Source organism: Gemmatimonadaceae bacterium (assembly GCA_035606695.1).
Classification (GTDB): Bacteria; Gemmatimonadota; Gemmatimonadetes; order Gemmatimonadales; family Gemmatimonadaceae; genus JAQBQB01.
Map to the genome: position 1 here is coordinate 1 of DATNEW010000017.1, position 26,745 is coordinate 26,745.

Genomic DNA, 26,745 nt, shown 5'->3' on the forward strand with positions numbered 1-26,745 from the left:
ACCACTTGTGCGACAACCCGTGCTCGCCCAGGAGGAATCCATTGTCGCTGGCGAAGATGATCACCGTGTTACGGTCGAGTCCGTCACGCTTGAGCTCCGCCCGAATCTCGCTCACCGCCCGGTCCATGCCGGTCACGAGGCGATAGTAGTTCTTCACCGACGTCTGATACATGTCGGGCGTCGCGAAGAGATTCAGCCACCGCCCGCGCGCTTCGTTGTTCTGTCGAAAGAAGTCCGGCAGCGCGTTCCAGTACGCATTCGAGCCCGTCGCCGGCGTCGGCATGGTGATGCCTGCGTAGAGGCCCATGTCCGCGGGATCGGGAATGAACTGGCGCGCGTCCTCGTCCTGCGGATGCGGCGACTTGAAGCTCACGGAGAGCATGAACGGCTTGCTGCGCGGCTGGCTGCGCAGGAACGAGATCGCCTGCTCGCTCATCAGCTTGGTCAGGTGGATCGGATTGCCGGCGCTGTCGGTCGTCTCGTAGACGCCCTGGCCGGCGAAACCCTTCCAATAGTCGAACGCGGACGCCGGCGGATTGTCGCCGACCCCGAACTTACCGATGAACCCGGTACGAAATCCGGCGCGATGCAACAGCACGGGGTAGGTCTGCGCAAGCTGCGTCGGCGAGAAATCGGTGTCGAAATCGAGGATGCCGTGGCGGCTCGCCCACTGCCCGGTGAAGATCGACGCGCGGCTGATGTTGCAGATCGGCGACGTGACGTATGAGTTCTTGAATAGCACGCCCTGCTGCGCCAGCGCGTCGAGCGTGGGCGTCTGGATCACCTTGTTGCCGGCGGCGCCGACGGCGTCGAAGCGCATGTCGTCCGCGAGCAGAAACAGGATGTTGGGAGGAGCGTCGACGCCGAGCATTCGAGGCGGCGGCGGACGTCGGTCGGGACTGACGGGCGCATCCGGCGAATTCGGTGCGCCGCACGAGGCGACGCTGAGCCCGGTCGCCACGACAGCGACAATGGAACGGCGAAGCAGTGCCCGACGTCGGACAAGCAATTCCATCGCGACCTACGACTGAATGCGTCAGGAGAGTGGCTCGCGGGGATCGCGGAGCCCTCGGCCAATATACGATGGGGGCCACCCTCCGTAACGTGCTGAAACGTTTCTTTATGCCGCTCCCACAAGGCTCAAGTTTTCACGTATCGGTACAGCGAAACGATTGGAACCATTCGGTATGCCGTTGGATTCGCGCCATTCACGACGAGCTGACCCTCCCAGACAACGTTCGAGCTCGCATCCACTTCAACGGCGCGCCCGAAGTACGAGTAGGCAACCCACGTGTTGCCATTCATGAAACGGTCGACCCACCCGACGAACACCGCGAAGAGCGGCGGGTTGTGCCTCGACTCCCACACCATCGTCGCCGTCTTCGCCGTCATGTCCAGCCGATACTCCACGGCTCGACTCTGCGCCGGAACGTGACCGGCGCCGTTGTCGAAGAGCAGGATGTCGCCGTTCGCGAGCACCTTCACCGAATGCTGCTTGTAGAATCCGTTCAGCGGATCGTTCACGAACGTGAAATCAGATTTCGTTCCGCCGAGCCGCCACAGCACGTTCCCGTTGTTGGGATCGATCGCCATGATCTGGTCGAGATTGCGCCACGAGACGACGTAGTTCCCGGCAGTGTCGAACGTCATCGCGTTCGGATGATCGAAGTCGGTACTATTGCCGCGCGTCGTCTTCGCGGTCGTGTCGCCCACCCACTCATCGATCGAGATGTGATCCCACGCGTCCCAGGTGAATTCCTCCGCGCCCGACGCATTGAACCGTCGAATCTGATGGCCTGCCGTCGTGGTGTTGGGGCTCAAGCCGAGCGCCGACAGGTCGAGTTGCCGCGTGGTGAAGGTGAAGTACTGCACCGTCTGACTCGCGCCGCTGCCAGTGATCAGAAATTCGTGATCGTCCATGAACGAGCCGGCCGGCGGGCGGTACGTGTTCACGATGTCACCCGCTGGATTCATCTCGACGTAGTAGCCTTCCAGCGGCTGCCAGCCGGAGGTGTTGCCGAGGAACGCGGTGATGTTGCCGTTCGGCTGCATGACGACGTTCGACACCGTCAGCTTGGTTGCCGTGAAGTCATGATACCACACGATGGTGCCGGTGCTGTCGAAGATTACCGCATAACCGCCGTCGCCCGTGAGCACGCCGGTCGCGACGTAGTGATGTTGCGCGCCGCTGATCTGCTGGATCTGTACGTTGTCGAGTTGCCCGGGCACCTGGGCAGTCGTGAACGCGGCGTCGGTCGACGATGCGGAGACGCCGCCCGTCATCGCTTCGACGTGATACGTGTACCGCGATTTCGGACGCAGTCCGAGCACGAGAATGGTGTCGCCGTTCTGACCGACGGCGTGGAACGGTGTGAACTGCACCGGCCCGTTCGGCGCCTGATACGCGACGCGGACCGAGTCCGCACCCGCGGCGGTGAAGGACACGCGAGCCTGCAAGACCATCGTCGCCGAACCGACGACGACGGTGACCGACGCGGGAACGATCGGCGCGGCCGGCGTGAGCAAGTCCGTTCCGCTCGACGATCTCGATCCATCAGAGCACGCGGCGAGCGCGCCCGCGGCGAAAGCGGTGAGCGCAGTCCAGCGAATTCGACGACTCAGCGACCACATGCGTTGAAGCTCCAGATTGGTCCGTGAAGTGACACCGTGCGCGGGCGGTCCACTGACGACCGGCGCACCGGTGGTGCGCGATAAGGCAAGGCCGGAGCCAACCAAAGCACCCGCATGCGGATATCGCGCGCGATGGCGGCGCGGCGTGACGCGTATCACGCCGATGCGAACGCGGCCGCTCGTAAACAGGTTATTACAGTTCTTACATGTGTCCCTCGCACACGCACCGCGGCGGCACGAGCTGTCACGCTCGTGCCGCCGTTTTCCACCCGCACATCAAGGCTATGGTTTCACATACCTATAGAGCGATGTGACCGGCACCATGCGATACGCCACCGGGGTGTTGCCGTTCACCACCAGCTGCCCCTCCCAGACCACGTTCGACGCGGCGTCCACCTCGACCGCGCGGCCGAAGAATGAATACGCCACCCACGTGTTGCCATTGGTGAAGCGATCCACCCAACCCACGTACGTCGCGACCAACGTCGGCGTGTGCCGCGACTCCCACACCATCGTTGCCGTCATGGTCGCAAAGTCGAGCTTGTACTCCACCGCCCGGCTCTGCGCCGGCGTGTGATCCGTTCCATTGTCGAACAGCAGGATGTCGCCGTTCGCGAGCACCTTCACCGAGTGCTGCTTGGTAAATCCGTTCAACGGATCATTCACGAACGTGAAATCGCTGTTCTTGCCGCCAAGACGCCACAGCACATTGCCGTTGTTCGGGTCGATAGCGGTGACTTGATCGAGGTTGCGCCACGAGACGACGTAGTTGCCGCTGTTGTCGAACGTGAGCGCATTGGGATGGTCGTAATCCGTACTGTTCCCGCGCGTCGCCTTCGCCGCGGCGTCGCCGATCCAATCGGTGATCGTGAAATGATCCCAGGCGTCCCAGGTGAAATCGAGCCCCGCGGCGCTCTCGCGGCGAACCTGATGGCCGGCCGTCGCGACGTTCGTCCCGAGGCCGATCGGCGAGAGGTCCATCTGGCGAATGGTGTACGTGAAGTAGTGCAGCTGCCGCGTGTCCCCGCCGCCGGTAATCAGAAAATCGTGATCGTCCATGTACGAGCCGGGCGGCGCGCGATACGTCTGCAGAATCTCACCCGCTGGGCTCATCTCGACGTAATAGCCGTCCGCCGGCTGCCAGCCCGACGTGTTGCCGATGAACGCCGTGATGTTGCCGTTCGGCTGCATGAGTACGTTCGATACCGTCATCTTCGTGTCCGTGAAGTCACGATACCATACGAGCGCGCCGGTGCTGTCGAAGATCACCGCATAGCCGCCGTCGCCGGTCGTCACGCCGGTCGCGACGTCGTGATGCTGCACGCCGCTGATCTGCTGCAACCGCACGTTGTCGAGCTGACCCGGCAGCGCCGCCGTGGTGAACGTGCCCGCCGGCGAGCGTTGCGACACGCCGGCCGTCAGTGCTTCGACGTAGTAGGTGTACAGCGTCTTTGCATGCAACCCGAGCACGAGGATCGTATCCGACGACGTACGGGGCGTGCGAAATGGGGTGGCCTGCGCGACACCATTGCCGGCCTGGTACACCACGCGGACGGAGTCGGCGCCCACGGCGTCGACCGTCACACGCGCCTGAAGAACGCTCAGCGCAGAGCCAACCGTCGCGTTGACGGTCGCCGGAACGACTGGCATCGTCTGAATACCGGTCGGGCCTCCGGTCATGTCGCGCGACTCGGCGGAGCACGCGGCAAGCGCGAACACACACGCGGCGGTGACCGGGATCCGGATACAACGGTGAGCGTCATGCATGGTCGAATTCCCCGAGTGTTGCGTTCTCTGCGCCGTGCGACGCCGGCATGAGATTTCTGTTAACGCGCCGGCGCCCTCAGACCGTCTTTGTGCGCCACGTCACACACCACCTGCGCGAGTGACACACTCGAGCTGCACCACCATGATACGAGGGGCGCGTTGCACGAGCGTTCCCCAACCGTCCCGCGCGCGTTCCTACTCCTCTCATTTGTGGGATTGGCCCCCGACAGCGCGCGGTGCCAAATTCCTCGTCGCTTCGCGCCCTGCCACTGCTTCGCCATGCCCACGCCTTCACCGACCACTCGCCGGGTTGCACTCGCGGCGCTCACGGCTCTCGTGGCGCTGGGCGCGGCGTGCCGCCGATCTGGCGAACCGCAATTCGTCGGGTCCGCCCGATGCGCGAGCTGTCACACGGCAGAATTCTCGAGCTGGCGCTCGTCGCAGCACTCCATGGCCATGCAGAACGCCACGCCAAAGACGGTCCTTGGCCGCTTCGATGGCACGCGCCTCACGACGGGCGGCGTGACCTACGCATTTCTGCGGCACGGCGACACCGCGGTCGTGAACACCATCGGCGCCGACGGCGCGGCGCACGACTACGCCATTCGCTACACGTTCGGCGTCTGGCCGCTCCAGCAGTATCTCGTCGAGTTGCCGAACGGCCACATTCAGGCGTTGCTCGCGGCGTGGGACGCCCGGCCGGCGTCGACCGGCGGCCAGCGCTGGTTCGCCCTCAGCGCGGACGCCGAAGCGTCGCACACCGATCCATTCCACTGGACCGGACGCGCATATAACTGGAATTACATGTGCGCCGACTGCCATTCGACGGCCGTGCGCAAGCAGTACGAGCCGGACAGCGACGCATTCCACACGACGTTCTCGGAGATCAACGTCGCGTGCGAAGCCTGTCATGGACCCGCAAGCGACCACGTGTCCTGGGCGAAGTATCCCGCCTTTGCTCGGCGGCTCCTGTGGCACGACGACGGGATACGGAATCCGCTGCACGATCGGGCCGGCGTCCATTGGAGCATCGACTCCGCCACGGGCAACGCAACGCGCAACGTTCCGCGGCCGAGCGATCGCGAGATCGAGACGTGCGCGCAATGCCACGCGCGGCGCAATCACATCGCCGACGGCTACGTCGCCGGCGCGCCGCTGCTCGACTACTACACGCCGCTGCCGATTCTCGCCGGACTCTATCAACCCGACGGCCAGCAGCACGATGAGGTCTACACGTACGCGTCGTTCCTTCAGAGCCGGATGTATCACGCCGGCGTGACGTGCTCCGACTGCCACGATCCGCATTCGGGCAAGCTGCGCCGTCCGGGCAACCAGACGTGCGCGCAGTGTCACCGCCCCGCGAAATACGACGTGCCGGCGCACCACTTTCACACGCCGGGCAGCGCGGGCGCGCAGTGTGCGGCATGTCATCTTCCCGACACGACGTACATGGTGATCGACCATCGGCACGATCACAGTATTCGAATACCGCGGCCGGATCTCAGCGTCTCGCTCGGCGTGCCCAACGCGTGCACTCGCTGCCACACCGAGAAGCCGGCCGCGTGGGCGGCGAAGGCGATCGCGACGTGGTATCCGAAACCGAACCCCGGATTTCAGCGCTTCGCGCAGGCCTTCTCCCTCGACGACCATGGATCGGCGGGCGCCGCGGACTCACTCGGCGTCGTCGCGAACGATCCAACCGAACCGTGGATCGTGCGAGCGTCGGCGCTCGCGCGGCTGGGCGCGCGGCCGGGCCCGATCGCGCTCGAGGCGGCTCGCCGGTGGACGCGCGACAGCAATGCCGTCGTGCGGTTGTACGCCCTTCAGATTCTCGACGCGTTCGCCGAGAACGATCGCATCGCGATCGCGACGCCGTTGCTGCGCGATCCACGTCGCGCGCTGCGGCAGCAGGCCGCGTGGATCCTTGCGCCGTTCGCGGGCGCCCTGAGCGCCGACGATCGCCACGCATTCGACGCGGCGGCTGAGGAGTTCGTCGACAGCCAGCACTACAACGCCGATCGTGCGCCGAATCGGCTGCGGCTCGCGACGTTCTACGGCGAACTACGGCACTACGACTCGGCGGCCAAGGAATTTCATGCGGCCGCACGCCTGGACAGTACGGAGGCGGCGACGTTCGAGAATGCGCTGCGTGCGTCCGCGGCGAATCCACAAGCCGCGGCGTTGCTGCGCGCGATCGCTACGCCGCCACCGCCCTCGCAATCGCCGCGGTGAGCTGGGCGACTGTAAAGGGCTTGGGTACGACAGCGGCGCGGGCCGGCACGAGACGACGAATGTGAACGTCGTCGTTGGCGGCGGTGGACATGCACACGATGGGAAGGTGCGGCCGATGACGGAGCGCGTCCGCGATGAGGCCCGCACCGGCGCACTCGGGCCCCTCGAGCTCCGTCAGCAGCACGTCGATCAACTCGCCGTGCGACTTGACGAGCGTCAGCGCCTCGGCGCAGCTCTTCGCGATCACCGTCTCGATGTTCGCGTCATTCAGCATGCGCCGGAGCACGGCGCAGACTCCATCGTGGGGATCGACGATCAGGACGAACCGGCGGGTGTCGCCATTCTGCTTCATAAAACCGCATGCGGGTGGGATTTATGACAGGAAGGCCGAGGTACCACGGATCGTTCCCAAACCGATACAGGTTGTATCGATTCGAGACAGGACAAGGTCTGAGGGGATGGCGCTCGGACTACAAAAGAGAAAAAACGACCGGGTCTGACAAGATCCGACACGATCTGAGAACTGCTTTTCAGATGCGGTCAGATCTGGTCGGACGTGGTCGTTGTTCTTTTTTGATGAACTCCGTTCGAGCCTTCTAGGCGCGAGGCAACTCGGACCTCAAGAGCCCAAAGAGCGTCTGATCATGTCGCGCCGCGGCGGCGGCGTCATACGCCGGTGTATCCGGCGGGACGAAGCCGTGCCGCGCCTGATACGTCTCGATCGTATGCGCGACGCCGGCATCGGTCAGGGCTTGGTCGAACCGTTCCTTCTGCGCGGCGTCGAAGCTCTGATCTTCCATCGCCGCGCCCACGTAGACCTGGGCGCGCATGTTCGGCGCCAGCGTGTGCGGGCTATCCGGCGCGTCCGTGGCCAAACCGCCGGGGTGATACGCCGCCGCGGCGGCGACGCGGTCGCCGTAGTAGCCGGCGGCGTACATCGCGAGACGGCCGCCCATACAGTATCCTGTAATACCAATCTTCTCATGACGCACGTTCGGCTGCTGCGCGGCGTGCGCCAGCAGCGCGTCCGTGTCCCGCATGACGTTCGACGCGCTCGCCGACGGCATGATGCGCGTCATCAGGTCCGCGCGCTGCTCCGCGTTCGTGAAGACGTTGACGCCGTACTCCGCCTTGTAGCCGACGCGATAGAAGAGGTCCGGCAGCATGACCCAATAGCCCTGCGCCGCGATGCGGTCCGCCACCTCCCACAGCGCCGGCCGCATGCCGATGCCGTCCATGTACATCAACACCGCGGGCCACGGCCCCGGACCATCCGGCTGAAAAAGGTACGTGTCACACACGCCATCCTGCGTCTTCAACTTCAATTCCGTGCGCGTCGGCATTCGTCTCGTCTCCTTACGGCCTTTGTTACGGCTTTTTCGCGTCGCCCGCCTGAATGACGGCCTTGAGCGACTTGTTCGGATACGCCGGCGGCGGGGGAACCGGCACCGGATGCAATTTGATCTCCTGCTGCAAGTAGGCGATCGCCGCGTCGAGCTGCGCATCCTTCCCCTCGAACGTCGCGTGCGGCTCGTTGTCGACGACCATGTCCGGATCGACACCGTGGCCCTCGATCAGCCACTTCCCTTCCGGTCCGTACACGCCCGTCTCCGCCGCCGTAGCAATCCCGCGATCGACCAGAACGTTGCTCGACGACAGCCAGATCTCGCCGCCCCACGTTCGCGTACCGATCAGCTTGCCAAGGCCCAGTCTCCGAAATCCTTCGGAGAACGCTTCGCCGTCCGACGCGGTGTTCTCGTCGGTCAACACCACCACGTGCCCGCGAAACGCATACTGCATGTTCCACGTCGGGTCGCCGACGCGCGACTGGAAATAGAACCACGCCTTGCGCATCAGCTTCTCGAGCACCCATGAGTCGATGTTGCCGCCGTTGTTGTGGCGTACGTCGACGATCAGGCCCTGGCGATCGAACGCCGGATAGAAGTCGCGCGCCCACTGCGCGATGTCGCCGCCGCTCATCGCACGCAGGTGCACGTACCCGATATCACCCTTCCCCTTCTGCTCCACCGCTTCACGGCGCGTGTACTCCCACTCGGCGTATCGCAGATTGTTTTCGGCACCCTGCGACATCGGCGTCACGACGACTTCGCGCTCGGCGCCCGTCGCCGGGCGCACGCGGAGGAGCACTTCATGATCGGCCTGGTCGCGCAGCAACGCGCCGATGTCGGGCACCGAGAGCGTCGGCACGCCGTTCACCGCGGCGATGACGTCGCCTTCATGCACGTCGACGCCGTAGCGCGCCAGCGGCGAGAGATTGCGCGGCTCGTCCGGATCCGTCTGGTAGATGTGCTCGACGCGGTAGCCGCCGCGCTGATCGTCTCGCGCGAGCCGCGCACCGAGCGACGCCGGAAGGACGGCGTCCGTTCCTCGCCGAATGTCGCCGCCGTAGACGAAGATGTGCAGCGCCGAGAGCTCGCCGACCATCTGTGCCAGGAGATCGCTCAGCTCCGCGCGATCGGTCACGCGCTCGACGAGCGGCGCGTAATGATCGCGCATCGCGCGCCAATCGACGCCGTTCATGCCGCGATCGTAGAAGTAGTCGCGCTCGAGCCGCCACGCGTCCGCGAACATCTGCCGCCACTCCTCACGCGGATCGAAGTGCAGCACCCAGCTCTTGAGATCCACCTGCGACTTCGAGAGATCCGTCGGCGCCTTGGCGCCGGCGTCCACCACGTAGATGTCGTTCGAGTTCGTCTTGCGAACGAGCATCTTCTTGCGATCGGCCGAGATCTCGTAGGCGCGCACGCCGGCGAGGAACGTCTCGAGCTCGGGCTTCTTGTTGTCGATCGCGAGCGTCTTGAGATCGGGTGCGCCGTCGACGCCCGCGTTGCGCGAGACGAGGTACAGCCGTTTGCCGTCGGTTGTTAGACTATTGTAATTGCCCGGCGGCACCGGCAGCTCGATCAACCGGCGCTCGATGCCGTCCAGAACGATGCGCTGCGCCGCGGTCGCCGGCACGTCCTGCCGCGCCGGACTCGGCGATGGACGATTCAACTGCGCGCTGTCGGCCGGCACCTTGGCACTATCCGGCTTCGGATTCTTCGCCATGCTCAGCTCATCGTCCGGCTGAAATGGATTCCGTTCACCCGGCACCAAGGCGAGCGCGTAGATCTTCGTTTGCTTGTCGAAGAACGGCTCCGGTTCGCGCGCGCCCCATGGCGATTGCACCGACGACTGCAAGTTGCGATTCGACAGGAAGTACAACCACTTGCCGTCCGGCGTCCACGCGGGACTGTAGCTGTCGTATCGATCGGTCGTCACCGCGGTGCTGCTTCCCGACTCGACATTGTACAGATACAACTGCCCGAAGAGATTCCTGGCCGGCGCCGCGTACGCGAACCATTTCCCGTCCGGCGACCACTTCATGTCGTCGAAGTCGCCTTCCTTGTTCGTCCCGAGCAGCTTCGTCACGCCCGTCGCGACGTCCGTCAGCCAGAGTTGCTGATTCTTGTCGGTGTGCGCGAGCCACTTGCCGTCGGGGGACGGAATACCTTCCCATCGCACGACCTTGCCGTCGCGCGTGACTTGTTTCTCCTGTCCGATCCCGTTCGCCGGCAGCGTCCAGAACTCCTGCTCGCCGCTCTTGTCGCCGATCGCCAGCACGGTCTTGCCGTCGGTCATGAACCGCGCGTCGTTCCACCGCGCCGACTTGCCCGGAGTCGCTTCGACGAGCCGTCCCTGCTGCGTCGGTACGACGAACACCTGACCGCGCGCCGTGACCGCGACGCGGTCGCCCGTCGGCGAGAGATGCACGGCGTTGATCCAATCCGACGGATTGCGCACCCACCGTTCGCGCGTCTGTTCGAAATCCGAGACGAGCTTGATCGGCACGGCGGCATCCTGATTCGTCGCGACATCATACACGCGGAGGTCGGCGCCCAGCTGATACACGATCTTGCCGTCGGCGAGCGAAGGACTCTGCACGTCGAAGCCCGCGTGATGCGTCAGCTGCTTCAGATCCTTTCCGTTCTCGTCCATCGACCAGAGGTTCATCGTGCCGTCACGATCGCTGTCGAAGTAGATGCGACCATGCCACACCATGGCGGACCGGCTCGTGCCCTTCCAGTCCGGCGTGAGCGGCTGCGCCGCGGCGCCGTTGCGCGCGTACTTCCAGATGTTCTGCGCGGTCCCGCCCTGATAGCGCTTCGTGTTGCTTCCCTGAAACGCGTAGCGCGTGAAATAGAGCGTACCGTTCGCGTCGAACGATCCATCCGCTGCCTGCGCGAGCGGCACGAGCGCGATCGCGTTGTTCTTCGGATCGACCGTGGCGAGCTCGGTGTTCGGAAGCGTCGAGTACTTGCGCGTGCTGTAGATGACTTTCGCGTCGGGCGTCCACCCGATCACGGTCGCCGCCGCGCCGTCGAACGTGCGACGCACGGGCAATCCGCCGTCGATCGGCATCGTGTACACCTCGGTCGGCCCCTCATAGCTCGCCGAGAATGCGATCGTGCGCCCGTCGGGCGAGATCGCCGCGTGCGATTCCTCGGCAGGGTGCGTCGTCAATCGCTGCGCGACACCGCCCGCCACAGGCACGCGCCACAAGTCACCCTCGGCGGTGAAGACGATCGTGCCGTTCGAGATCGTGGGGAAACGATAGTAGCCGGCGGTCGGAGTCTGTGCCGCGAGCGGGGCCACCGAAGCGAGTCCGATGGCGAGCGAAAGAAAAACGCGCATGACGAGTGGGGTCGGAGGTTGTCCGACGATACGCGCCGTGCACCTCTCAAACAAGATCCAACCACCGACCCAATCGGACATACACAGAACGGCACGGAGACCGCGTCGACGGCCGTTAACAGCAGTTCACGTAGTCTCCGTGCCGTTCCGTGTACGTCCGCCTCAGTCCGTGGTCAATCGACCGCCACCTCGATCTCTGCCGAGGGCGTCCCTCTCCTGAGCAGGAACACCAACGGAAACCCAATGAAGAACAACGACGCCACCAGCACGAAGACATGATTGTACGCAAGCACCGCGGCCTGGCGCTCGATCATTCCATTGATGATTTGTAGGGCTTGTGCCTTCGCGGTGAATGCGTCGGCGCCCTTGCTCATCATGCCCGACGTCACCGCGTTCACCATCTGCCGCGCGCCGCCCGACGCGCCGGCATCCTCCGAGAGAATCGCGTGATAGCGCACGGTGCTCGACGTGAGCTGTGTCGCCGCCAGCGCGATGCCGACGCTTCCCATCACCTGTCGCACGACGTTGTACAAGCCGGTCGCCGCCGTCATTCGTGGTTTCGGAATCGTCGATAGTGCCGCCGTGCTCAGCGCGACGAAGATCAGGCTGAACCCCACGCCTTGCCACAGCTGCGGCCAGAACAGATCCCAATAGCCGATGTCCGTGGTCAGTTTCGCCATCGTGTAGAAGCCGTAGCCGCAGATCAACAATCCACTGCCGACGAGAACGCGCGGCCCGAGCCGATTGTAGAATCGTCCGCCGATCGGCATCAACACCGCCATCGCCAGACTGCGCGGCATCATCGTGATGCCCGATTTCATCGCGTCGAAGCGCAGCAGGTTTTGTAAAAACACAGGAAGCAAGAACAAACTTCCATTGAGCGCGAGCCCGAGCACGCCGCCAAGCGCCGTTGCCGAGCTGAATGAGATGTTGCGCAGAATGCGAAGATTGACCGCCGGCTTCTCGGCGACGAGCTCGCGCCACACGAACGCGATCAACCCAATCGTCGCGACGATCCCGAGCCGCACGATGTACGTCGACTGAAACCAGTCGTTGCGCTCACCCTCCTCGAGCATCAGCTGCAGCGCGCCGAGGCCGAGCACGAGCAGTCCGAGCCCCGGCCAATCGATGTAGCCCTTCTCGCGAATGAGATACGGCGGATCCTCGATGAAGCGCGTGACGAGCATGATGTTCAGCACGCCTACCGGCACGTTGATGTAGAAGATCCACGGCCACGAGTATTGATCGGTGATCCATCCACCAAGCGTGGGGCCGAATGCCGGCGCGAGCACGGCGCCGAGGCCGTACAGGCCCATCGCGATGCCCTGTTCCTCTGCCGGAAAACTCTCGCGCAGAATGGCCTGCGACACGGTGAGCAGCACGCCGCCGCCAAATCCCTGGATGACGCGGAACACCACCATGGACGCAAGGCTGTGCGCCAGCCCGCAGGCCATCGACGCCGCGGTGAACAACACCACGCTCGTCATATAGAAACGCTTACGGCCGAACCGCGCCGAGAGCAGTCCGGTGATCGGCATGACGATCACCTGCGCGAGGATGTATGACGTGACGACCCACGTGATCTCCTCGATCGTTACGCCGAGCGTGCCGGACATGTCCGGCAGCGCGACGTTGACGATGCTCGAGTCCAGCACGGCCATGATGGTGCCCGTGAGGACCGTGCCCGCGATGATCCACTTGTGATTCGCGGAGCGGCCGGCTTCGTCGCTCATCGACTCTGTTCGCACCTCCTAGCGAACCGTGCGGGTCGGAGCCTTGAGCCCGTGCAGCAACTGTTCGGTGGCGGCGTCGATCAAACGACCCGCATCGGCGACGACGCTCGGCGCCGACTCGCCGTAGCGTTGCCACGCGAACTGAAGCACGAGCCCGGACATCGTGATGCGCGCCGCGACCTCGGCATCCGCATCGCGCCGAAATTCGCCGTTCGCCTGACCTTCCTCGATCAGTTCCGCGAGAATGCGCCAGCCGCGCACCGGACCGGACTCGAGCCAACGCGCGAACGCTTTCGGCACGTCTGGCGATACACCCTGCACCAGCAGCGTCAGCACACTCAGCCGCGCGGCGTCGAGGTTGCCAAACGCGCGGCGAAGAAAGAGGCGGATGGTTGCGGCGACGGAATCGCGGTGTTGTGCGCGAATTTCCTCGAGCGGCGCGAACACTCGCTCGTGGTACTGCTCGATCGCGCGAAGGAGCAGGTCCTCCTTCGTGGCGAAGTAGTGGTAGATCGTGCCTTTCGTCACGCCAACGGTGGCCGCGACGTCCTCGAGCCGCGTGTTCGCATAGCCGCGCTCGGCAAACGTGTAGAGCGCGGCCTCGAGGAGCTCGCTTGGCCGTTCGTCAGGCCGACGTTCCCAGCGAAGAACCTTGCCAGTCATAGGGGACCAAGTATTTGACCTGTGAGTATAATACTGAGCCGCGGTCTCGCGGGCAACGAGGCATGCATCCTGTACTTGGTCGTACGGCGGGGCGGATCTCGACTCGCTAACGACACTCGTCAACGACACTCTCAACGACTCTCTCGAACGACACGTGGCAAATCGCAGCAAGACAAGCGCGACCGTCGGTCACATCCCGCGCGCCTCCTCGGCACCGCCGGCGGCAGCGGAGCACAAGACGACCGACGTCGAGAAATACCGCTGGCTCATTCTGCTGGGTCTGATCACCGCGGCGATGATGGAAATTCTCGACACGACCATCATCAACGTCTCACTGCCGCAGATGGCGGGTAATCTCGGCGCGACCCAGGAAGAGATCGCGTGGGTGGCCACGTCGTACATCCTGTCGAACGTCGTCGTGCTGCCGATGACTGCATTCTTCGCCGCCACGTTCGGACGCAAGCGGTATCTCACGTTCTCCATTCTGTTGTTCGTGTTCGCGTCGTTCATGTGCGGCACCTCACACAGCCTCGGCGAGCTCGTGGCGTGGCGGCTGCTGCAAGGCGCGGGCGGTGCGGCGCTGCTGTCGACGGCGCAAGCGACGTTGCGCCAAATCTTCCCGCGCGAAGAACAAGGAATGGTGCAGGCCATCTTCATGCTCGGCGTCATCGTCGCGCCGACGGTGGGCCCGACGCTCGGTGGATGGATCACCGACAACTACCAGTGGAACTGGTGCTTCTTCATCAACATTCCAATCGGCTTCGTCTCGGCATTTCTGGTGACGAGCTTTTTGCATGATCCGCCGGGCGATCGGCGGACGGGTCCGGTGGATTGGCTCGGCATTGCGTTGCTGATCGCCGGCGTTGGGCCGCTGCAGTACGTGCTCGAGGAAGGCAATCGCAAGGACTGGTTTCAGGACGCGACGATTACACGCCTCGCGATTCTCGCCGTCACTTCGCTCGTCGCGATGGTGTGGTGGGAGCTGTCGAAGCGCAACAAGCATCCGATCATTCAGTTCCGTGTGTTACACAATCGCGATCTCGCCGCGTCGATCTTCCTGTTCGTGGTGCTCGGCTTCGGATTGTTCGGCGGCACGTTCCTGTTTCCGCTGTTCACGCAGAGCATTCTCGGCTTCACGCCGACGATGACCGGATTGACGATGCTTCCCGGCGGTCTCGCGTCGGCCGCGCTCGCGCTGGTGTGCGGCAAGGCGCTGAACGGACGCCGGCCGCTCGTCGATCCACGCATTCTGATCTTCTGCGGCATCTTTCTCTTCCTCGTCTCGATGTGGAAGCTGGGTCATCTCAGCTCGGCCGCCGGCGAGCCCGATGCGCGGTTGCCGCTGATCATTCGCGGTGCGGCGATGGGTCTCCTGTTCACGCCCATCAACAACGTGGCGTTCGGCAGTCTGGAGCCGAGCGAGGCGCAGCAGGCGTCGGGGTTGATCAACTTGTCGCGCCAACTCGGCGGGTCGTTCGGCATCGCGGTGTTGACGACGTATCTGTCGCGGCACATTCAGTATCATCGCGCCGATCTCGTCAGTAATATTTATTCAGGGAATCCCGCGTTCGACGCGCGATTTCAAGCGACTGTCGCGGGCATGATCTCGAAGGGCGCGTCGCTCGCCACGGCGCAGGCGCAGGCGATGAAAGCCGTGGAAGGAACGTTGATGCGCCAGGCGAGTATGCTCGGTTACAACGACGCGTGGATGTTGATTTTGTTGTCGTTCGTGTGTGTGGCGCCGGCAGTGTTGATGTTGCGGAAGCCGAAGAACCGGGCGGCGCCGGCCGAGGTGCACTGATCGAGACCGCATGACGCCAGATTCACCGTCGGTTGCACGTCATATCGGCTCGTCACGATGGGCGCCGACGGCGTTCGTCGTGGCGTCGCTCCTGCTGTTGTTCGCGATTCCGATCGCCGTGAGCTACCGCGTGCGCCATCTGCGCGAAAATCGGGGCGACGTGAGCGATCAGGCGCGCGTGCTCGTGAACGATCTCGAGGCGGCGCTCGCGACGGAGTTGTATCTGCGCGACGCGGCGAGCCGGATGCCGGCCCAGCGTGTCGACAGTATTCGCCGCGCGACGCGCGCCAGCGAGATCGACGATGAGCGCGGCCTCGATTCGCTCGTGCGGCGTATCAGCCCGGAGGCCGTCGAGCGATTCGTGGAGTTTCGCGCGCTCGCGCGCTCATGGCATCAGCGCGCCGACACGAGCGTCGCGCTGGAGAATTCATCGAACACCGCGAACACCGCGCTCGATGTCCTGCAAGCCGCCGAAGCGCTGGACGACTACCTGACGCGCGTCTTCGACGAGACGAGGATCGAGGTTCGGCGCTACGCACATTTCGAGGTCGTCACCATCGCGATCCTGGGGCCGATCGCGCTTGCGGCCATGGGCGTGGTGTTCTGGTCGGGGCGGCGCGTGCTGGCGCTGGCGCAAGCGATCGAGCAGGATCGCGCCGCGCTCGCGCGTTCGGTGGAAGCGCGCTCCTCGCTCATTCACGGCGTGACGCACGACGTGAAGAATCCGCTCGGCGCCGCGAAGGGATATGCGGAGCTGCTCGAGGAAGGGATTGGCGGGCCGCTGTCGTCGGAGCAGGTGGCGATGGTGCGGCGCGTCCGGCGGTTGGTCGACGTCGCGCTCGGGACGATCGCTGAATTGCTGGACGTCGCCGCCGCGGACGCGGGCCGATTGTCGTTCGAGCGTGCGCCGGCGGAAATCGGAACGATCGTCGACGAGCTGGCCGACGACTATCGCGCGGCGTCGACCGAGAAGCAGATCGAGATGGTCGTGACGCGCCCGACGCAGCCGATGGTGATCATGACCGACGCGGCGCGGGTTCGGCGCATCATCGCGAACATGGTGTCGAACGCGATCAAGTATACGCCGCCGGGCGGTCGCATCGTATTGTCGACGCGTGCGCCGGACGGCGATCCGCGCGTCGGCATTTGCGTCGTGGACAACGGCCCCGGCATTCCGCCCGATTTGCGCGACCGAATCTTCGATGAGTTCTACCGCGCGCCCGGCACGCAGGGTTCGACGACGGGCAGTGGTCTGGGACTGGCGATCAGCCGTCGCCTGGCGCGTGCACTCGGCGGGGACATCGAGGTTGGGGAGGCCGAGGGTGGTGGGGCGCAGTTCACGTTGTGGTTGCCCGCGTAGCGGGCGACCGGGTCTGAAAAACGAAAAACAACCGAGAATTACGACCAGATCTAACAAAATCTGACAAGATCAGTTTCCCGATGTTGTCGGATTTTGTCGGACTTGATCGTTGTTATTTGTTGTGCGCGCGGGACGCGTCTATCTCGGCACCACCGGCAACGTGACATGCGACGGATGCTGTGCATCATGCACGAGCCGCTGGTGCGCTACGACGAACGTACTATCCCGCTCGTTATTCCCGCCCGTATTCAGATTGCGGTCGTACTTCGGAAATAGAGCCGACGACACCGTCACGCGCAGCCGATGACCCGGCTCGAACACGCGTGACGTGAACCACACGTCGATGTCGTAGCGCTCGACGCTACCGGGCGTGAGCGGGACTTCCTTTTCGAACCCGTGACGGAATCGCGCGCGGCCCACGCCGTCCTGCACCCGCTGCGCGTGACCATCAGGGAATACGTCGAGCAGCATGACGTCCCAGTCCGTGTCCTTCGCGTCGGTCGCGGCCCAGAGCGTCGCCGACATCTGGCCGGTGACCTCCACCGGCTTCGCCAGCGGCTTGGAGGTGAACACGAGCTCGTCACGGCGCGTCGCGTTTAGAGAAGTGTAATCCTCGTTCAGCGAGGTCTCGAGCTCGCGGGAATCGATCAGAAAAGGCGTCGGATTGGCGGGATCGTACGTAAACGTGTCCGCCGGGGCGCCGGAGGGTGGAATCGTGTCGAGCAGGCCGTCGGCCGCGCTCGTGTTCGCGTGGCCGTTCGACGACACGTACCAGTTCGTCGGTACCGCGCGCGCAAGCGGCCACGCCTGCTCCTTTCGCCACACGTTGTCGCCGAACACGAAGATGTCCACCGGCGGCTCGCGATCGACGCCGTTGTCCTTGCCGAGCAGGTAGTGGTCGAACCAGCGAAGCTGGAGCATGCGCGTGTCGACGCGCGACTGCGGGCCGAACTCTCCCGCAACGTAGTCGACTCCCTTGTGCGCGCCAGGACCCATGACGAGCCGCATGAATGGATGGCCCGGCACCTTGTTCAGCGCATCCGTGTAGTCGATCGGCCCGCGCGAGTCGTCGTACCAGCCGGAGATCTGAAGCACCGGTGCCTTCACGTTCGCGATGTTCGTCGTCACCGCGTGCGCGCGCCAGTACGCGTCGAGCGTCGGATGCGCGATCCATCGATCCCACAGCGCCACGTCGCCGCAGCCGAGCCGCTGCGGAAGATCGCTGAGCGGGAGATGCATGAGCGCGGAGCCGATGTCCAACTCGCTCGTATTCTGGAGCGTGCGCGCACGCATCAGGCACGCCCAGTCGACATTGATCGGCGAGAACACCATGTCTTCGTAGGGGACGATGCGCCATGGATCGCCAGTCGCCGCCGACGGCGCGATCGCCGCGAGATGCGGCGGCGCGCTCACCGCGGCGTACCACGCGAGACGCCCTTCGTCCGAGTGGCCGATCAATCCCACCTTGCCGTTCGCGCCCGGCAGCTTCGCGGCCCACTCGACCGCATCATATCCGTCGCGCACGTCGGTGTCGTAATCGCCGAAATCCTTTCCGTCGGAAACGTCGCGGCCACGCACGTGCTGCGCGACGAAGATGTAGCCATGGGACGCCCAGAAGCGTCCCGCGGGATGCAGAATGCGCGTATACGGAGTGCGTTGCAGCACGACGCCGAACGGTCCGTTGCCGGCGGGCCGCGCGATGTAGCTCGCGAGACGCGCCCCGTCGCGCGTCGTCATGAAGACGAGCGTGTCTTCGGTGACGGCGTACTGCGAATCCGACACCGCGCCGGGCCAAAGCGCATACGACCGCTCGGCAGTGAATGGCGTGGCTCGCCGCACGAGACGAATGCGGCGGCCGGATGGCTTACCGTTCGCGAGCAGGACGCCGGTGAGCGTGTCGCCGCGCCAAGCGCCCGCTACGGATTGGCCGTTCGTTCCCGTCAGGGTGACGGAGTCGGCGTGGCTCGTGATGCCGCGGACGTCGAGCATCGTTTCGCCCGTACGCCGGCGAATGAGTCCCGGCGCGCCCGAGTCGCTCGTGAAATGCGCGAACCCCATGCGTCGCCAGCCCTCGAAGCCGGGGTTGGTCGTCGAGCCGTTCGCGAGGTACGCGTCCCAGTCGCCGGCGAGGGAGTGTGACGGCGCAGTAGCGCACGCCACGAGGACCGCCAGTGTCCCGGCGGCGGCGAGTGTCGGGCGTCCGAAGTATTTCATGGGCGACACAATGCGCGGCGTCGGGCTTCGGCGCCAGACTGTGCTCGGCGACGATGAATCGTCTCGCTCTTGATGCGCCCGCACCGTATGTTGTCGCGTCCGCAACGGAGCACGAATCGCGAGTGCGTATCAGCGACATGAATTGGATGCAGGTCGAGTCGTATCTGAAGCACGACGACCGCGCCATCCTTCCACTGGGCAGCACCGAGCAGCATAGCCATCTCAGGCTCACCGTAGATTGCATTCTTCCCGAGCGCGTGGGCGCGGAAGCCGCGGAACCGCTCGGCATACCGGTCTTCCCGGTCGTCGCGTATGGCGTGACGCCGTACTTCCGGAATTTCCCGGGGTCGATCTCGCTGCGCGTCGAGACCCATTTGCGAGTCGTGCGCGACATTCTCGACAGCATGGCGAACAGCGGATTTCGGCGCATCCTGATCGTGAACGGACACGGCGGCAACAGCGCCGTGCAACAGTACGTGCCGGAGTGGACGGCGGATCATCCCCAGTGCCGAGTGATGTTTCATAACTGGTGGAACGCGCCGCGCACGTGGGAGAAGGTGATGGCGATCGACCCGGTCGCATCGCACGGATCGTGGATGGAAAACTTTCCGTGGACCCGGCTGCCCGACGTCGATATGCCGTCGCATCAACGTGAGATGATCGACATCGCCAAGGTCCGGCTGCTCGATCCCGAGTCGCTGCGCGACTACATCGGCGACGGCAACTATGGCGGCGTGTATCAGCGCTCCGACGCCGACATGAATGCGATCTGGCAGGTCGCCGTCGAGGAGACGCGCGCGCTGCTCACCGGCTCGTGGGGGGAATGAAGTTTCTGGTCTGGGGTGCCGGCGCCATCGGCGGAACGATGGGCGCGTATCTCGCGCGCGCCGGTCACGACGTGACGGTCGTCGACGTCGTTGAGGATCACGTCGAGGCGATCGAGCGCGGCGGACTTCGCATCGCCGGACCGATCGATGAGTTCGACGTGAAGCTCCCTGCGTTCACACCGTCGACGCTGCGCGGCGAATGGCCGGCGATAATTCTCGCCACCAAAGCCCATCACACCACCTCGGCTGTCCGCGCACTGTGCCCGCATCTCTCCGCCGGCGGCTGCGTCATCTCGGCGCAGAATGGATTGAACGAGCTCGAGATCGCCGACGTCGTCGGCCGCGAACGTACTGTCGGCGCCTTCGTGAATTTCGGCGCCGACTATCTCGAACCGGGCGTCATCCATTTTGGTGGCCGCGGGGCGGTCGTCGTCGGTGAGATCGACGGACGCATGTCGCCGCGCGCGCTGGCGATTCGCGATGCATGGCGTGATTTCGACGAACGGGCGATAGCGACCGGGAATATCTGGGGCTATTTGTGGGGGAAGGCAGCGTACGGCGCCGTGCTCTTCGCGACGGCGCTCACCGACGACTCGATCGCCGACGCGCTCGCCATGCCGCACCATCGCGATCTTTACATCGACCTTGCACGCGAGATTCTCGCCGTCGCAAGCGCGCGCGGTGTGACGCCCGAGTCGTTCGACGGGTTTGATCCGGCGGCGTATCTCCCCGATGCGCCGAGCGGCGCGGCCGAGCAGTCGCTCGATGCGCTCGTGGCGTTCAATCGGCGATCGGCGAAATCACACTCCGGCATCTGGCGCGATCTCGCGGTCCGCAAGCGACCGACCGAAGTGGACGCGCAGCTCGGCATCGTCGTTGCTCTCGGGCGAGAGGCCGGCGTACCGACGCCGCTCACCGCACGGATCGTCGAGATGATTCACGAGATCGAGCAAGGCCGACGCTCACTTTCGATCGACAATCTTCAGTCCATTCGAGCCAACGCGATCTGAATGCATATCGAATTCACCGGCAAGACCGTCATCGTCACCGGCGCGGCGCATGGCTTCGGCCGAGCGATCGCGCTGGCGTTCGCGCAGCGCGGAGCGAGTGTGTGGGCATGCGACGTCATCGAGCCCGAGCTGCTCGAGACGCGGCGCATCTGCGGCGGATGTACGGGCCGATGCGTCACGCGCGTCGTCGACGTACGTGACAAGAGCGCGGTCGACGCATTCGTCGCGGAAGCCTCGGCGGCAACGGGCCGCGTGGACGTGCTCGTGAACAACGCGGGTGGCGTGCTCGGACAGGTCGGTCGCCCGCTCGAGGACGTGCCGCCCGAGGAATGGCAGAGCATCTTCGACGTGAACGTGAGCGGCGCGTTCTTCTGCTCGCAGGCGGTATCGCCGGGAATGAAGACGGCGCATGCGGGGCGCATCGTCAACATCTCGAGCGGCGCGGGACTTGGCATCAGCCTCACGGGCATTCAAGCGTACGCGTCGGCGAAAGCCGCGCAGATCGGATTGACGCGGCAACTCGCGCACGAGCTGGGGCCGTGGGGGATCACGGTCAACAACATTGCGCCGGGATTCGTGCGGTCGAATCCCGCGACGGAACGACAGTGGGAATCGTACGGCGACGACGGCCAGCGCGCGCTCGTCGAGCGGATCGCGCTCAAGCGGCTCGGCACGGCCGATGACATTGCGCACGGCGTGTTGTTCTTCGCGTCCGACTTCGCGAACTGGATTACGGGCCAGGTCATCTGCATCGACGGAGGCAAATGACCGACGACGGAGCGACCGCCGGCATTCAATCGGTGCTCGATCATCTCGCGGCGAATCGACAGAAGATTCTGCGCGAGCTGGTCGCGTTCGCGTCGATCCCCAGCGTCAGCACCAATCCGGCCTATGCGGGCGACGTGCAGAACGCGGCCGAGTGGGTAGCGGCCAAGCTCAGAGAAGCGGGACCGTTCGACGTTCGCACGATTGCGACCGCGGGAAATCCCGTGGTGTACGGCGAGTGGCTTGGCGCCCCCGGCAAGCTCACGGTGTTGGTGTATGGGCATTACGACGTGCAGCCCGAGGATCCCGTCGACAAGTGGCAGAGCCCGCCGTTCGATCCGCGCGTTCGCGATGGACGTCTCTATGCGCGCGGCGTGTCGGACGACAAAGGGCCGATGCTGATTCCGATCGCGGTCGCGCGCTCATTCTTTGAAACAGTTGGACAGCTACCCATCAACGTCAAATGTATGTTCGAGGGCGAGGAGGAGATCGGATCTCCGAGCCTCGACGTGTTCATTCGCGATCACACGGAATTGCTCGCCGCCGACGTGGTGCTGTCGGCTGACGGCGCGATGTGGCGCATCGACGAGCCGTCGCTCACGGTGTCGAGCCGCGGGTTGGCGTCGCTCGATCTCACGCTGACCGGCGCGGCGAAGGATCTTCACTCGGGGCGTCACGGCGGCGGTGTCGCCAATCCGCTGCACGCGCTCGCGCGGCTCGTCGCTTCGCTGCACGATGATGAGGGGCGCGTCGCCGTCCCTGGATTCTACGATCGCGTGCGTGACCTGAGCGCTTCCGAACGCGAGGCGATCGCGGCGCTGCCATTCAATGAAGCGGTGTATCTGGAGCAAGTCGGCGCACCGGCCACGTTCGGCGAGGCGGGCTACCGCACGCTCGAGCGTTTGTGGACGCGCCCAACGCTCGAGGTGAACGGGATGTGGGGCGGATATCTCGGACCTGGCCGCAAGACGGTGATTCCGAGTGAGGCACATGCGAAGATCACGTGTCGCCTGGTGCCCGATCAGGATCCCGACGAGATCGTGGCGCTCGTGTCGCGCCATCTCGAGTCGTGCGTGCCGCCGGGGACGACGCTCGCGATTCGCCCCGGCAGACACGGCGCCCGGGCCGCGCACATCGAGGCCAATCATTACGCGCTCGAGGCAGCGGGTGCGGCGCTGCGCGCCGTATATGGTGTACCGCCGCTGATCGTGCGCATGGGCGGCACCGTTCCGATCTCGGAATTATTTCAACGGCACATGGGATTGGACACGGTGTTCTTTTCGTTTTCGACGGCGGACGAAGACTATCACGCGCCGAACGAGTTTTTCCGCATCCATCGCCTGCACGAAGGGCTCGAGGCATGGGCGCGGCTCTGGACCATACTCGGCGAACAACCGAATCGCGGGTGAGTTGCTGATGATCGAACGATGACGGCATCGACGGAGCTGGCGCGCGGCGAAGCGCAGGTCGAAGAGCACAGTGCGTCGCTGCGCAAGGAGCTGGGCGTGCGCGATCTGGCGCTCACGCAGATCCTGTTCATCGTTGGGCTGACGTGGATTGGCGTCGCGGGGAAGCTTGGGGCCTCGCACGTCGTGATGTGGTCGTTGGCGCTCGTGCTGTTCTATCTGCCGTCGGCCGCCGTGGTGATCTACCTGAACAAGCTCATGCCGCTCGAGGGCGGACTGTATCAGTGGGCGAAGTTCGGCTTCAATGAAGCGGTCGGGTTCATGCTGGCGTGGAATCTCTGGCTGTACGTCATCATGAACACGTCGGAGATCGGGCTCCAGTGCGCGACGTACATCGGCTATGCGATCGGGCCGAGTGCGGATGCGATCACCAAGAGTACGTGGTTCGTGGGGTTGTCGTCGGCAATTGTGTTGTCGCTGATGGTCGTGGCATCGACGATCGGCTTATCGGTGGGCAAGTGGGTGCACAACGCCGGCGGCGTGATCATGCTGGTGATCTTCGGCTCGCTGATCGTGATGCCGCTGATCGGGCTGGCGACGGGGCACTTGCCGGCGTATCATCCCTTCAAGACGGCTGTACCAGATTTCTCATTATATAATCTTAACATACTCGGCAAGCTGGCCTTTGGTGCGCTGGGCGGCTTCGAGTACGTGGCGATTCTGGCCGGCGAAACCCGCTCGCCGTCGAAGGCCGTGGGGCGGTCGGTGATGATCGCCGCGCCGATCATCGCGTTGATGTTCGTGCTGGGCACGAGCACCGTCATCGCGTACATCCCGACCAAGGACATCGACCTGATCGGACCGGTGGCGCAGGTACTGCGAGCCGGGTTTGGGCCATTCGGCATCGCCACGCAGCTCGTGACGATCGCCATCCTGCTGACGCTGTTCATGCGCATCGCGCAGACGAGCGTCGCGTTCACGGCGGTGACGCGCCTGCCGATGGTCGCGGGTTGGGATCGATTGCTGCCGGCGTGGTTCAGCCGGCTCCACTCGCGCTATCGCACGCCGGTGAATTCGATCGCGCTCGTCGGCGCCATCGCGTTTGGCATGGCGTTGCTCAGTCTCATCGGTGTCGGGCAGGCCGAGGCGTTTCAGCTGCTGTTCAACGCGAGTGGGATGTTCTATGCACTGACATACATCGTGATGTTCGCCATTCCGATCTTCGGATTGCGCAACGTGACGCCGCGGCCGCCGGTCTGGCTGCGCGTTGTCTCGTTCTCCGGGCTGATGATGACCGTGCTGTACGTCGTGCTGTCGGCGTTCCCGATCATCGCGGTGACGAGCGTATTGTCGTTCGCCGGGAAGATCGCGATGGTGATCGTCGGCGCGAATATCGTCGGCGTGGCGATCTATGCCTCGGCGCGGCGGCGGGCGGCGGCGGACCCGGTAGCTGTGTCATCCTGAGGCGCGCGCGTCGCCGCCTCCTGTCATCCCGAGCGGAGGCGCGTAGCGTGCCGCCTCCTGTCATCCCGAGCGGAGGCGCGTAGCGCCGGAGTCGAGGGACCCCCGTCCCGGCGGAGGAGTTCTCCTCGGCGCACGGGGGTCCCTCGACTCGCTCCGCTCGCTCGGGATGACGACGAGTGCGGCGCTCAGGACGACACGAGATCCAGATCCAGCGAATCATCATGCACCGCGCGCTGCCGCAGCCGCGCCGCCCGGCCAATCCGATACGGCACCGCCGTCACCACCACATTCGGCCGGAAGAGAAACGCCGTGCGAATGAACAGCGACGTCTTGTTGTGCAGCAGATGCCCCAACCAGCTGCGCGGCACGATCTCCGGTACGACGACGGTCACCAAATCCGCCTCGCCGCGCGCGGCAAGTCCGTCCACGTATTCCACGAGCGGACGCAGGATCGAACGATAGGGCGACGGCAGCACCACCAGGTCGACGCCGATGTCCCACGCATCCCACTGACGACGCAGATCGGCGGTCGCGGCCGCATCGACTTCGATGTATGCGGCACGAACGTCCTCCGAGATCGTCGTCGCATACACGAGCGCGCCGGCGGCCGGCTTCGTGATGCCATTCACCGGCACGACCACCGTGTGATGCAGGAACATGAGCGGAGACTGTCCAGTGTACCGGACTTCCTCCGCGAAATGCTCGTAGTGGCTGTGAATGCGCTTCAGCACGTAGATGATGACCGGAATGATCACGACGACGATCCAGCCGCCCGCGGTGAACTTGGTCACCACCTGCACGATCGCGACGAGCGCGGTCGCCGCGGCACCCAGGCCGTTGAGTCCCGCACGCCAACGCCAGCCAGGATCGTGCGAGCGCATCCAGTGCATCACCATGCCGGCCTGTGACAGCGTGAAGCAGACGAACACGCCGAGCGCGTAGAGCGGTACCAGGCGAGCAGTATCACCGCGAAACATCACCACGAGCAGCAGCGCGACCGCGCCAAGGGTGACGATGCCGTTAGAGAACGCTAATCGATCGCCGCGCGCCTGAAACTGTCGCGGCATGTAGCGATCGTGCGCGAGAATGCTCGACAACCGCGGGAAGTCGGCGAACGCGGTGTTCGCGGCAAGCACGAGGACGGCGAACGTCGAGTATTGCAACGCGTAGTACGCAATGCCGCTGCCGAAGATGCGGTGGCCGAGGATCGACAGCACCGTTTGATCCGCCGTCGGCATGGCGCCGTAATGCTGCGCGAGATAGCTGACGCCCAAAAAGAACGCGGCGAGGATGGTCACCATCCACCCGAGCGTTCGACGCGCATTGGAGCGCGCCGGCTCCTTGAACGCCTGCACGCCGTTCGAGATCGCCTCGGTTCCCGTCATCGCCGCGCATCCTTCAGCGAAGCCGCGCAGCAGCAGGTAGAAGAACGCGAACCCCGTTGCCACACCCGTCGGATGCGCCGCGGCCGTATGCGGATCGAGCTTGGGCGACGTGATCACGACGCCCGAGAGATCGCCGAGGAGCACGTGATAGATCCCGAAGCCGATGAGCGCGAGCATCATCGCGATGAACGCATAGGTCGGTACGCTGAACACGACACCCGATTCGCGAACGCCGCGCAAGTTCACGATCGTGAGAAGCACGATCGACGCAACGCCAAGCACCACGGTATGCGGAATGAGCGATGGATAGGCCGACGTCATCGCGGCGACGCCCGAGGAGATCGACACCGCCACCGTCAGCACGTAATCCGTGAGCAACGCCGCCGCGGCCACGAGTCCCGACGACGTTCCCAGGTTTTCCTTCGCGACCGTGTACGATCCGCCGCCGCCCGGATAGGCACGAATCGTCTGGCTGTACGAGATGCCGACGAGCACCAGGAGCCCGACGATGACGGCCGAGATCGGCAGAACATAGCTGAGCGACGCGAGGCCGAGCGCGCCGCCGACGACGAACAGAATCTGATCGGTGGCGTATGCGACCGATGAGATCGCGTCGGAGGACAGGACCGCGAGCGCGGTCTTCTTGTTCAATCGTTCATGCTCCAGCCGATCGGACGCGAGCGGCTGGCCGAAAACGAGTCGTTTGAGTTGGGAGTACGCGGTGGTCATTACGGCTCTCTCGAGGCTACTCATCGAAATAGAGCGCGAGCCGCGTAAAGATTCCGTGAAATT

18 protein-coding genes are annotated in these 26,745 nt (G+C 64.5%); 8 read left to right on the forward strand and 10 right to left on the reverse strand.

All coding sequences use genetic code 11. The features are described 5' to 3' along the window. The 3 genes from VN706_06775 to VN706_06785 form a co-directional block, all read right to left on the reverse strand. On the reverse strand, nt 1–961 hold a 961-nt coding region (locus VN706_06775; protein ID HXT15316.1), incomplete at its 3' end, for a sulfatase-like hydrolase/transferase. Nucleotides 962–1,140: 179 nt separating this feature from the next. Further along, nucleotides 1,141–2,631 carry an aryl-sulfate sulfotransferase gene (locus tag VN706_06780; GenBank protein ID HXT15317.1) on the reverse strand — a complete coding sequence of 497 codons (1,491 nt, stop codon included), beginning with the start codon at nt 2,629–2,631 and terminating at the stop codon, nt 1,141–1,143. Between the two features lie 282 nt (nt 2,632–2,913). Next, entirely contained in the window at nt 2,914–4,281 is a 1,368-nt protein-coding gene (locus VN706_06785) for an arylsulfotransferase family protein (protein HXT15318.1), read from the reverse strand. Between the two features lie 396 nt (nt 4,282–4,677). Between VN706_06785 and VN706_06790 the strand changes: the two genes are divergently transcribed. Continuing rightward, complete coding sequence (locus tag VN706_06790; GenBank protein ID HXT15319.1) at nt 4,678–6,630, forward strand: multiheme c-type cytochrome; 1,953 nt, start codon at nt 4,678–4,680, stop codon at nt 6,628–6,630. Here the strand turns inward: VN706_06790 and VN706_06795 are convergent. The 5 genes from VN706_06795 to VN706_06815 form a co-directional block, all read right to left on the reverse strand. Continuing rightward, nucleotides 6,596–6,982, reverse strand: coding sequence for a response regulator (locus VN706_06795; GenBank protein ID HXT15320.1), 387 nt, complete (start codon nt 6,980–6,982; stop codon nt 6,596–6,598). The genes VN706_06790 and VN706_06795 overlap by 35 nt on opposite strands. A 244-nt stretch (nt 6,983–7,226) precedes the next feature. Next, nucleotides 7,227–7,973: a dienelactone hydrolase family protein gene (locus VN706_06800; GenBank protein ID HXT15321.1), complete on the reverse strand. Its 747-nt coding sequence runs from the start codon at nt 7,971–7,973 to the stop codon at nt 7,227–7,229. 25 nt (nt 7,974–7,998) lie between these two features. Next, a complete protein-coding gene (locus VN706_06805) occupies nt 7,999–11,325 on the reverse strand; it encodes a S41 family peptidase (GenBank protein ID HXT15322.1) in 3,327 nt (1,108 codons plus the stop codon). A 173-nt stretch (nt 11,326–11,498) separates the two neighbouring features. Then, complete coding sequence (locus VN706_06810) at nt 11,499–13,058, reverse strand: DHA2 family efflux MFS transporter permease subunit (GenBank protein ID HXT15323.1); 1,560 nt, start codon at nt 13,056–13,058, stop codon at nt 11,499–11,501. A gap of 18 nt (nt 13,059–13,076) precedes the next feature. Beyond that, complete coding sequence (locus VN706_06815; GenBank protein HXT15324.1) at nt 13,077–13,721, reverse strand: TetR/AcrR family transcriptional regulator; 645 nt, start codon at nt 13,719–13,721, stop codon at nt 13,077–13,079. A gap of 154 nt (nt 13,722–13,875) precedes the next feature. Here VN706_06815 and VN706_06820 point away from each other — a divergent pair, with 154 nt between their 5' ends. Next, a complete protein-coding gene (locus VN706_06820) occupies nt 13,876–15,522 on the forward strand; it encodes a DHA2 family efflux MFS transporter permease subunit (protein HXT15325.1) in 1,647 nt (548 codons plus the stop codon). 10 nt (nt 15,523–15,532) lie between these two features. Then, nucleotides 15,533–16,882 carry a HAMP domain-containing sensor histidine kinase gene (locus VN706_06825; GenBank protein ID HXT15326.1) on the forward strand — a complete coding sequence of 450 codons (1,350 nt, stop codon included), beginning with the start codon at nt 15,533–15,535 and terminating at the stop codon, nt 16,880–16,882. A 138-nt stretch (nt 16,883–17,020) separates the two neighbouring features. Here VN706_06825 and VN706_06830 read toward each other — a convergent pair whose 3' ends face one another. Further along, nucleotides 17,021–19,096 carry a CocE/NonD family hydrolase gene (locus VN706_06830; GenBank protein ID HXT15327.1) on the reverse strand — a complete coding sequence of 692 codons (2,076 nt, stop codon included), beginning with the start codon at nt 19,094–19,096 and terminating at the stop codon, nt 17,021–17,023. 137 nt (nt 19,097–19,233) lie between these two features. Between VN706_06830 and VN706_06835 the strand changes: the two genes are divergently transcribed. From VN706_06835 to VN706_06855, 5 genes are read left to right on the forward strand one after another with little or no spacing between them, the layout of a single operon-like run. Further along, nucleotides 19,234–19,923, forward strand: coding sequence for a creatininase family protein (locus tag VN706_06835; GenBank protein ID HXT15328.1), 690 nt, complete (start codon nt 19,234–19,236; stop codon nt 19,921–19,923). Further along, nucleotides 19,920–20,933: a 2-dehydropantoate 2-reductase gene (locus tag VN706_06840; protein HXT15329.1), complete on the forward strand. Its 1,014-nt coding sequence runs from the start codon at nt 19,920–19,922 to the stop codon at nt 20,931–20,933. Before VN706_06835 ends, VN706_06840 begins: the two co-directional genes overlap by 4 nt. After that, a complete protein-coding gene (locus tag VN706_06845; protein HXT15330.1) occupies nt 20,934–21,701 on the forward strand; it encodes an SDR family oxidoreductase in 768 nt (255 codons plus the stop codon). Beyond that, complete coding sequence (locus tag VN706_06850) at nt 21,698–23,107, forward strand: dipeptidase (GenBank protein HXT15331.1); 1,410 nt, start codon at nt 21,698–21,700, stop codon at nt 23,105–23,107. Before VN706_06845 ends, VN706_06850 begins: the two co-directional genes overlap by 4 nt. An 18-nt stretch (nt 23,108–23,125) precedes the next feature. Continuing rightward, nucleotides 23,126–24,568: an APC family permease gene (locus tag VN706_06855; protein ID HXT15332.1), complete on the forward strand. Its 1,443-nt coding sequence runs from the start codon at nt 23,126–23,128 to the stop codon at nt 24,566–24,568. 185 nt (nt 24,569–24,753) lie between these two features. Here the strand turns inward: VN706_06855 and VN706_06860 are convergent, their stop codons facing one another. Beyond that, nucleotides 24,754–26,682, reverse strand: a complete 1,929-nt coding sequence (locus tag VN706_06860) for an APC family permease (GenBank protein ID HXT15333.1) — start codon at nt 26,680–26,682, stop codon at nt 24,754–24,756. Nucleotides 26,683–26,745 lie beyond the last annotated feature (63 nt).

Coding starts and splice junctions, on each gene's coding strand:
- VN706_06780 (HXT15317.1), bottom strand. CDS start 2,631: ATGTGGTCGCTGAGTCGTCGAATTCGCTGGACTGCGCTCACCGCTTTC.
- VN706_06785 (HXT15318.1), bottom strand. CDS start 4,281: ATGCCAGTCGTTCCGGCGACCGTCAACGCGACGGTTGGCTCTGCGCTG.
- VN706_06790 (HXT15319.1), top strand. CDS start 4,678: ATGCCCACGCCTTCACCGACCACTCGCCGGGTTGCACTCGCGGCGCTC.
- VN706_06795 (HXT15320.1), bottom strand. CDS start 6,982: ATGAAGCAGAATGGCGACACCCGCCGGTTCGTCCTGATCGTCGATCCC.
- VN706_06800 (HXT15321.1), bottom strand. CDS start 7,973: ATGCCGACGCGCACGGAATTGAAGTTGAAGACGCAGGATGGCGTGTGT.
- VN706_06805 (HXT15322.1), bottom strand. CDS start 11,325: ATGCGCGTTTTTCTTTCGCTCGCCATCGGACTCGCTTCGGTGGCCCCG.
- VN706_06810 (HXT15323.1), bottom strand. CDS start 13,058: ATGAGCGACGAAGCCGGCCGCTCCGCGAATCACAAGTGGATCATCGCG.
- VN706_06815 (HXT15324.1), bottom strand. CDS start 13,721: ATGACTGGCAAGGTTCTTCGCTGGGAACGTCGGCCTGACGAACGGCCA.
- VN706_06825 (HXT15326.1), top strand. CDS start 15,533: ATGACGCCAGATTCACCGTCGGTTGCACGTCATATCGGCTCGTCACGA.
- VN706_06830 (HXT15327.1), bottom strand. CDS start 19,096: ATGAAATACTTCGGACGCCCGACACTCGCCGCCGCCGGGACACTGGCG.
- VN706_06835 (HXT15328.1), top strand. CDS start 19,234: ATGAATTGGATGCAGGTCGAGTCGTATCTGAAGCACGACGACCGCGCC.
- VN706_06840 (HXT15329.1), top strand. CDS start 19,920: ATGAAGTTTCTGGTCTGGGGTGCCGGCGCCATCGGCGGAACGATGGGC.
- VN706_06845 (HXT15330.1), top strand. CDS start 20,934: ATGCATATCGAATTCACCGGCAAGACCGTCATCGTCACCGGCGCGGCG.
- VN706_06850 (HXT15331.1), top strand. CDS start 21,698: ATGACCGACGACGGAGCGACCGCCGGCATTCAATCGGTGCTCGATCAT.
- VN706_06855 (HXT15332.1), top strand. CDS start 23,126: ATGACGGCATCGACGGAGCTGGCGCGCGGCGAAGCGCAGGTCGAAGAG.
- VN706_06860 (HXT15333.1), bottom strand. CDS start 26,682: ATGACCACCGCGTACTCCCAACTCAAACGACTCGTTTTCGGCCAGCCG.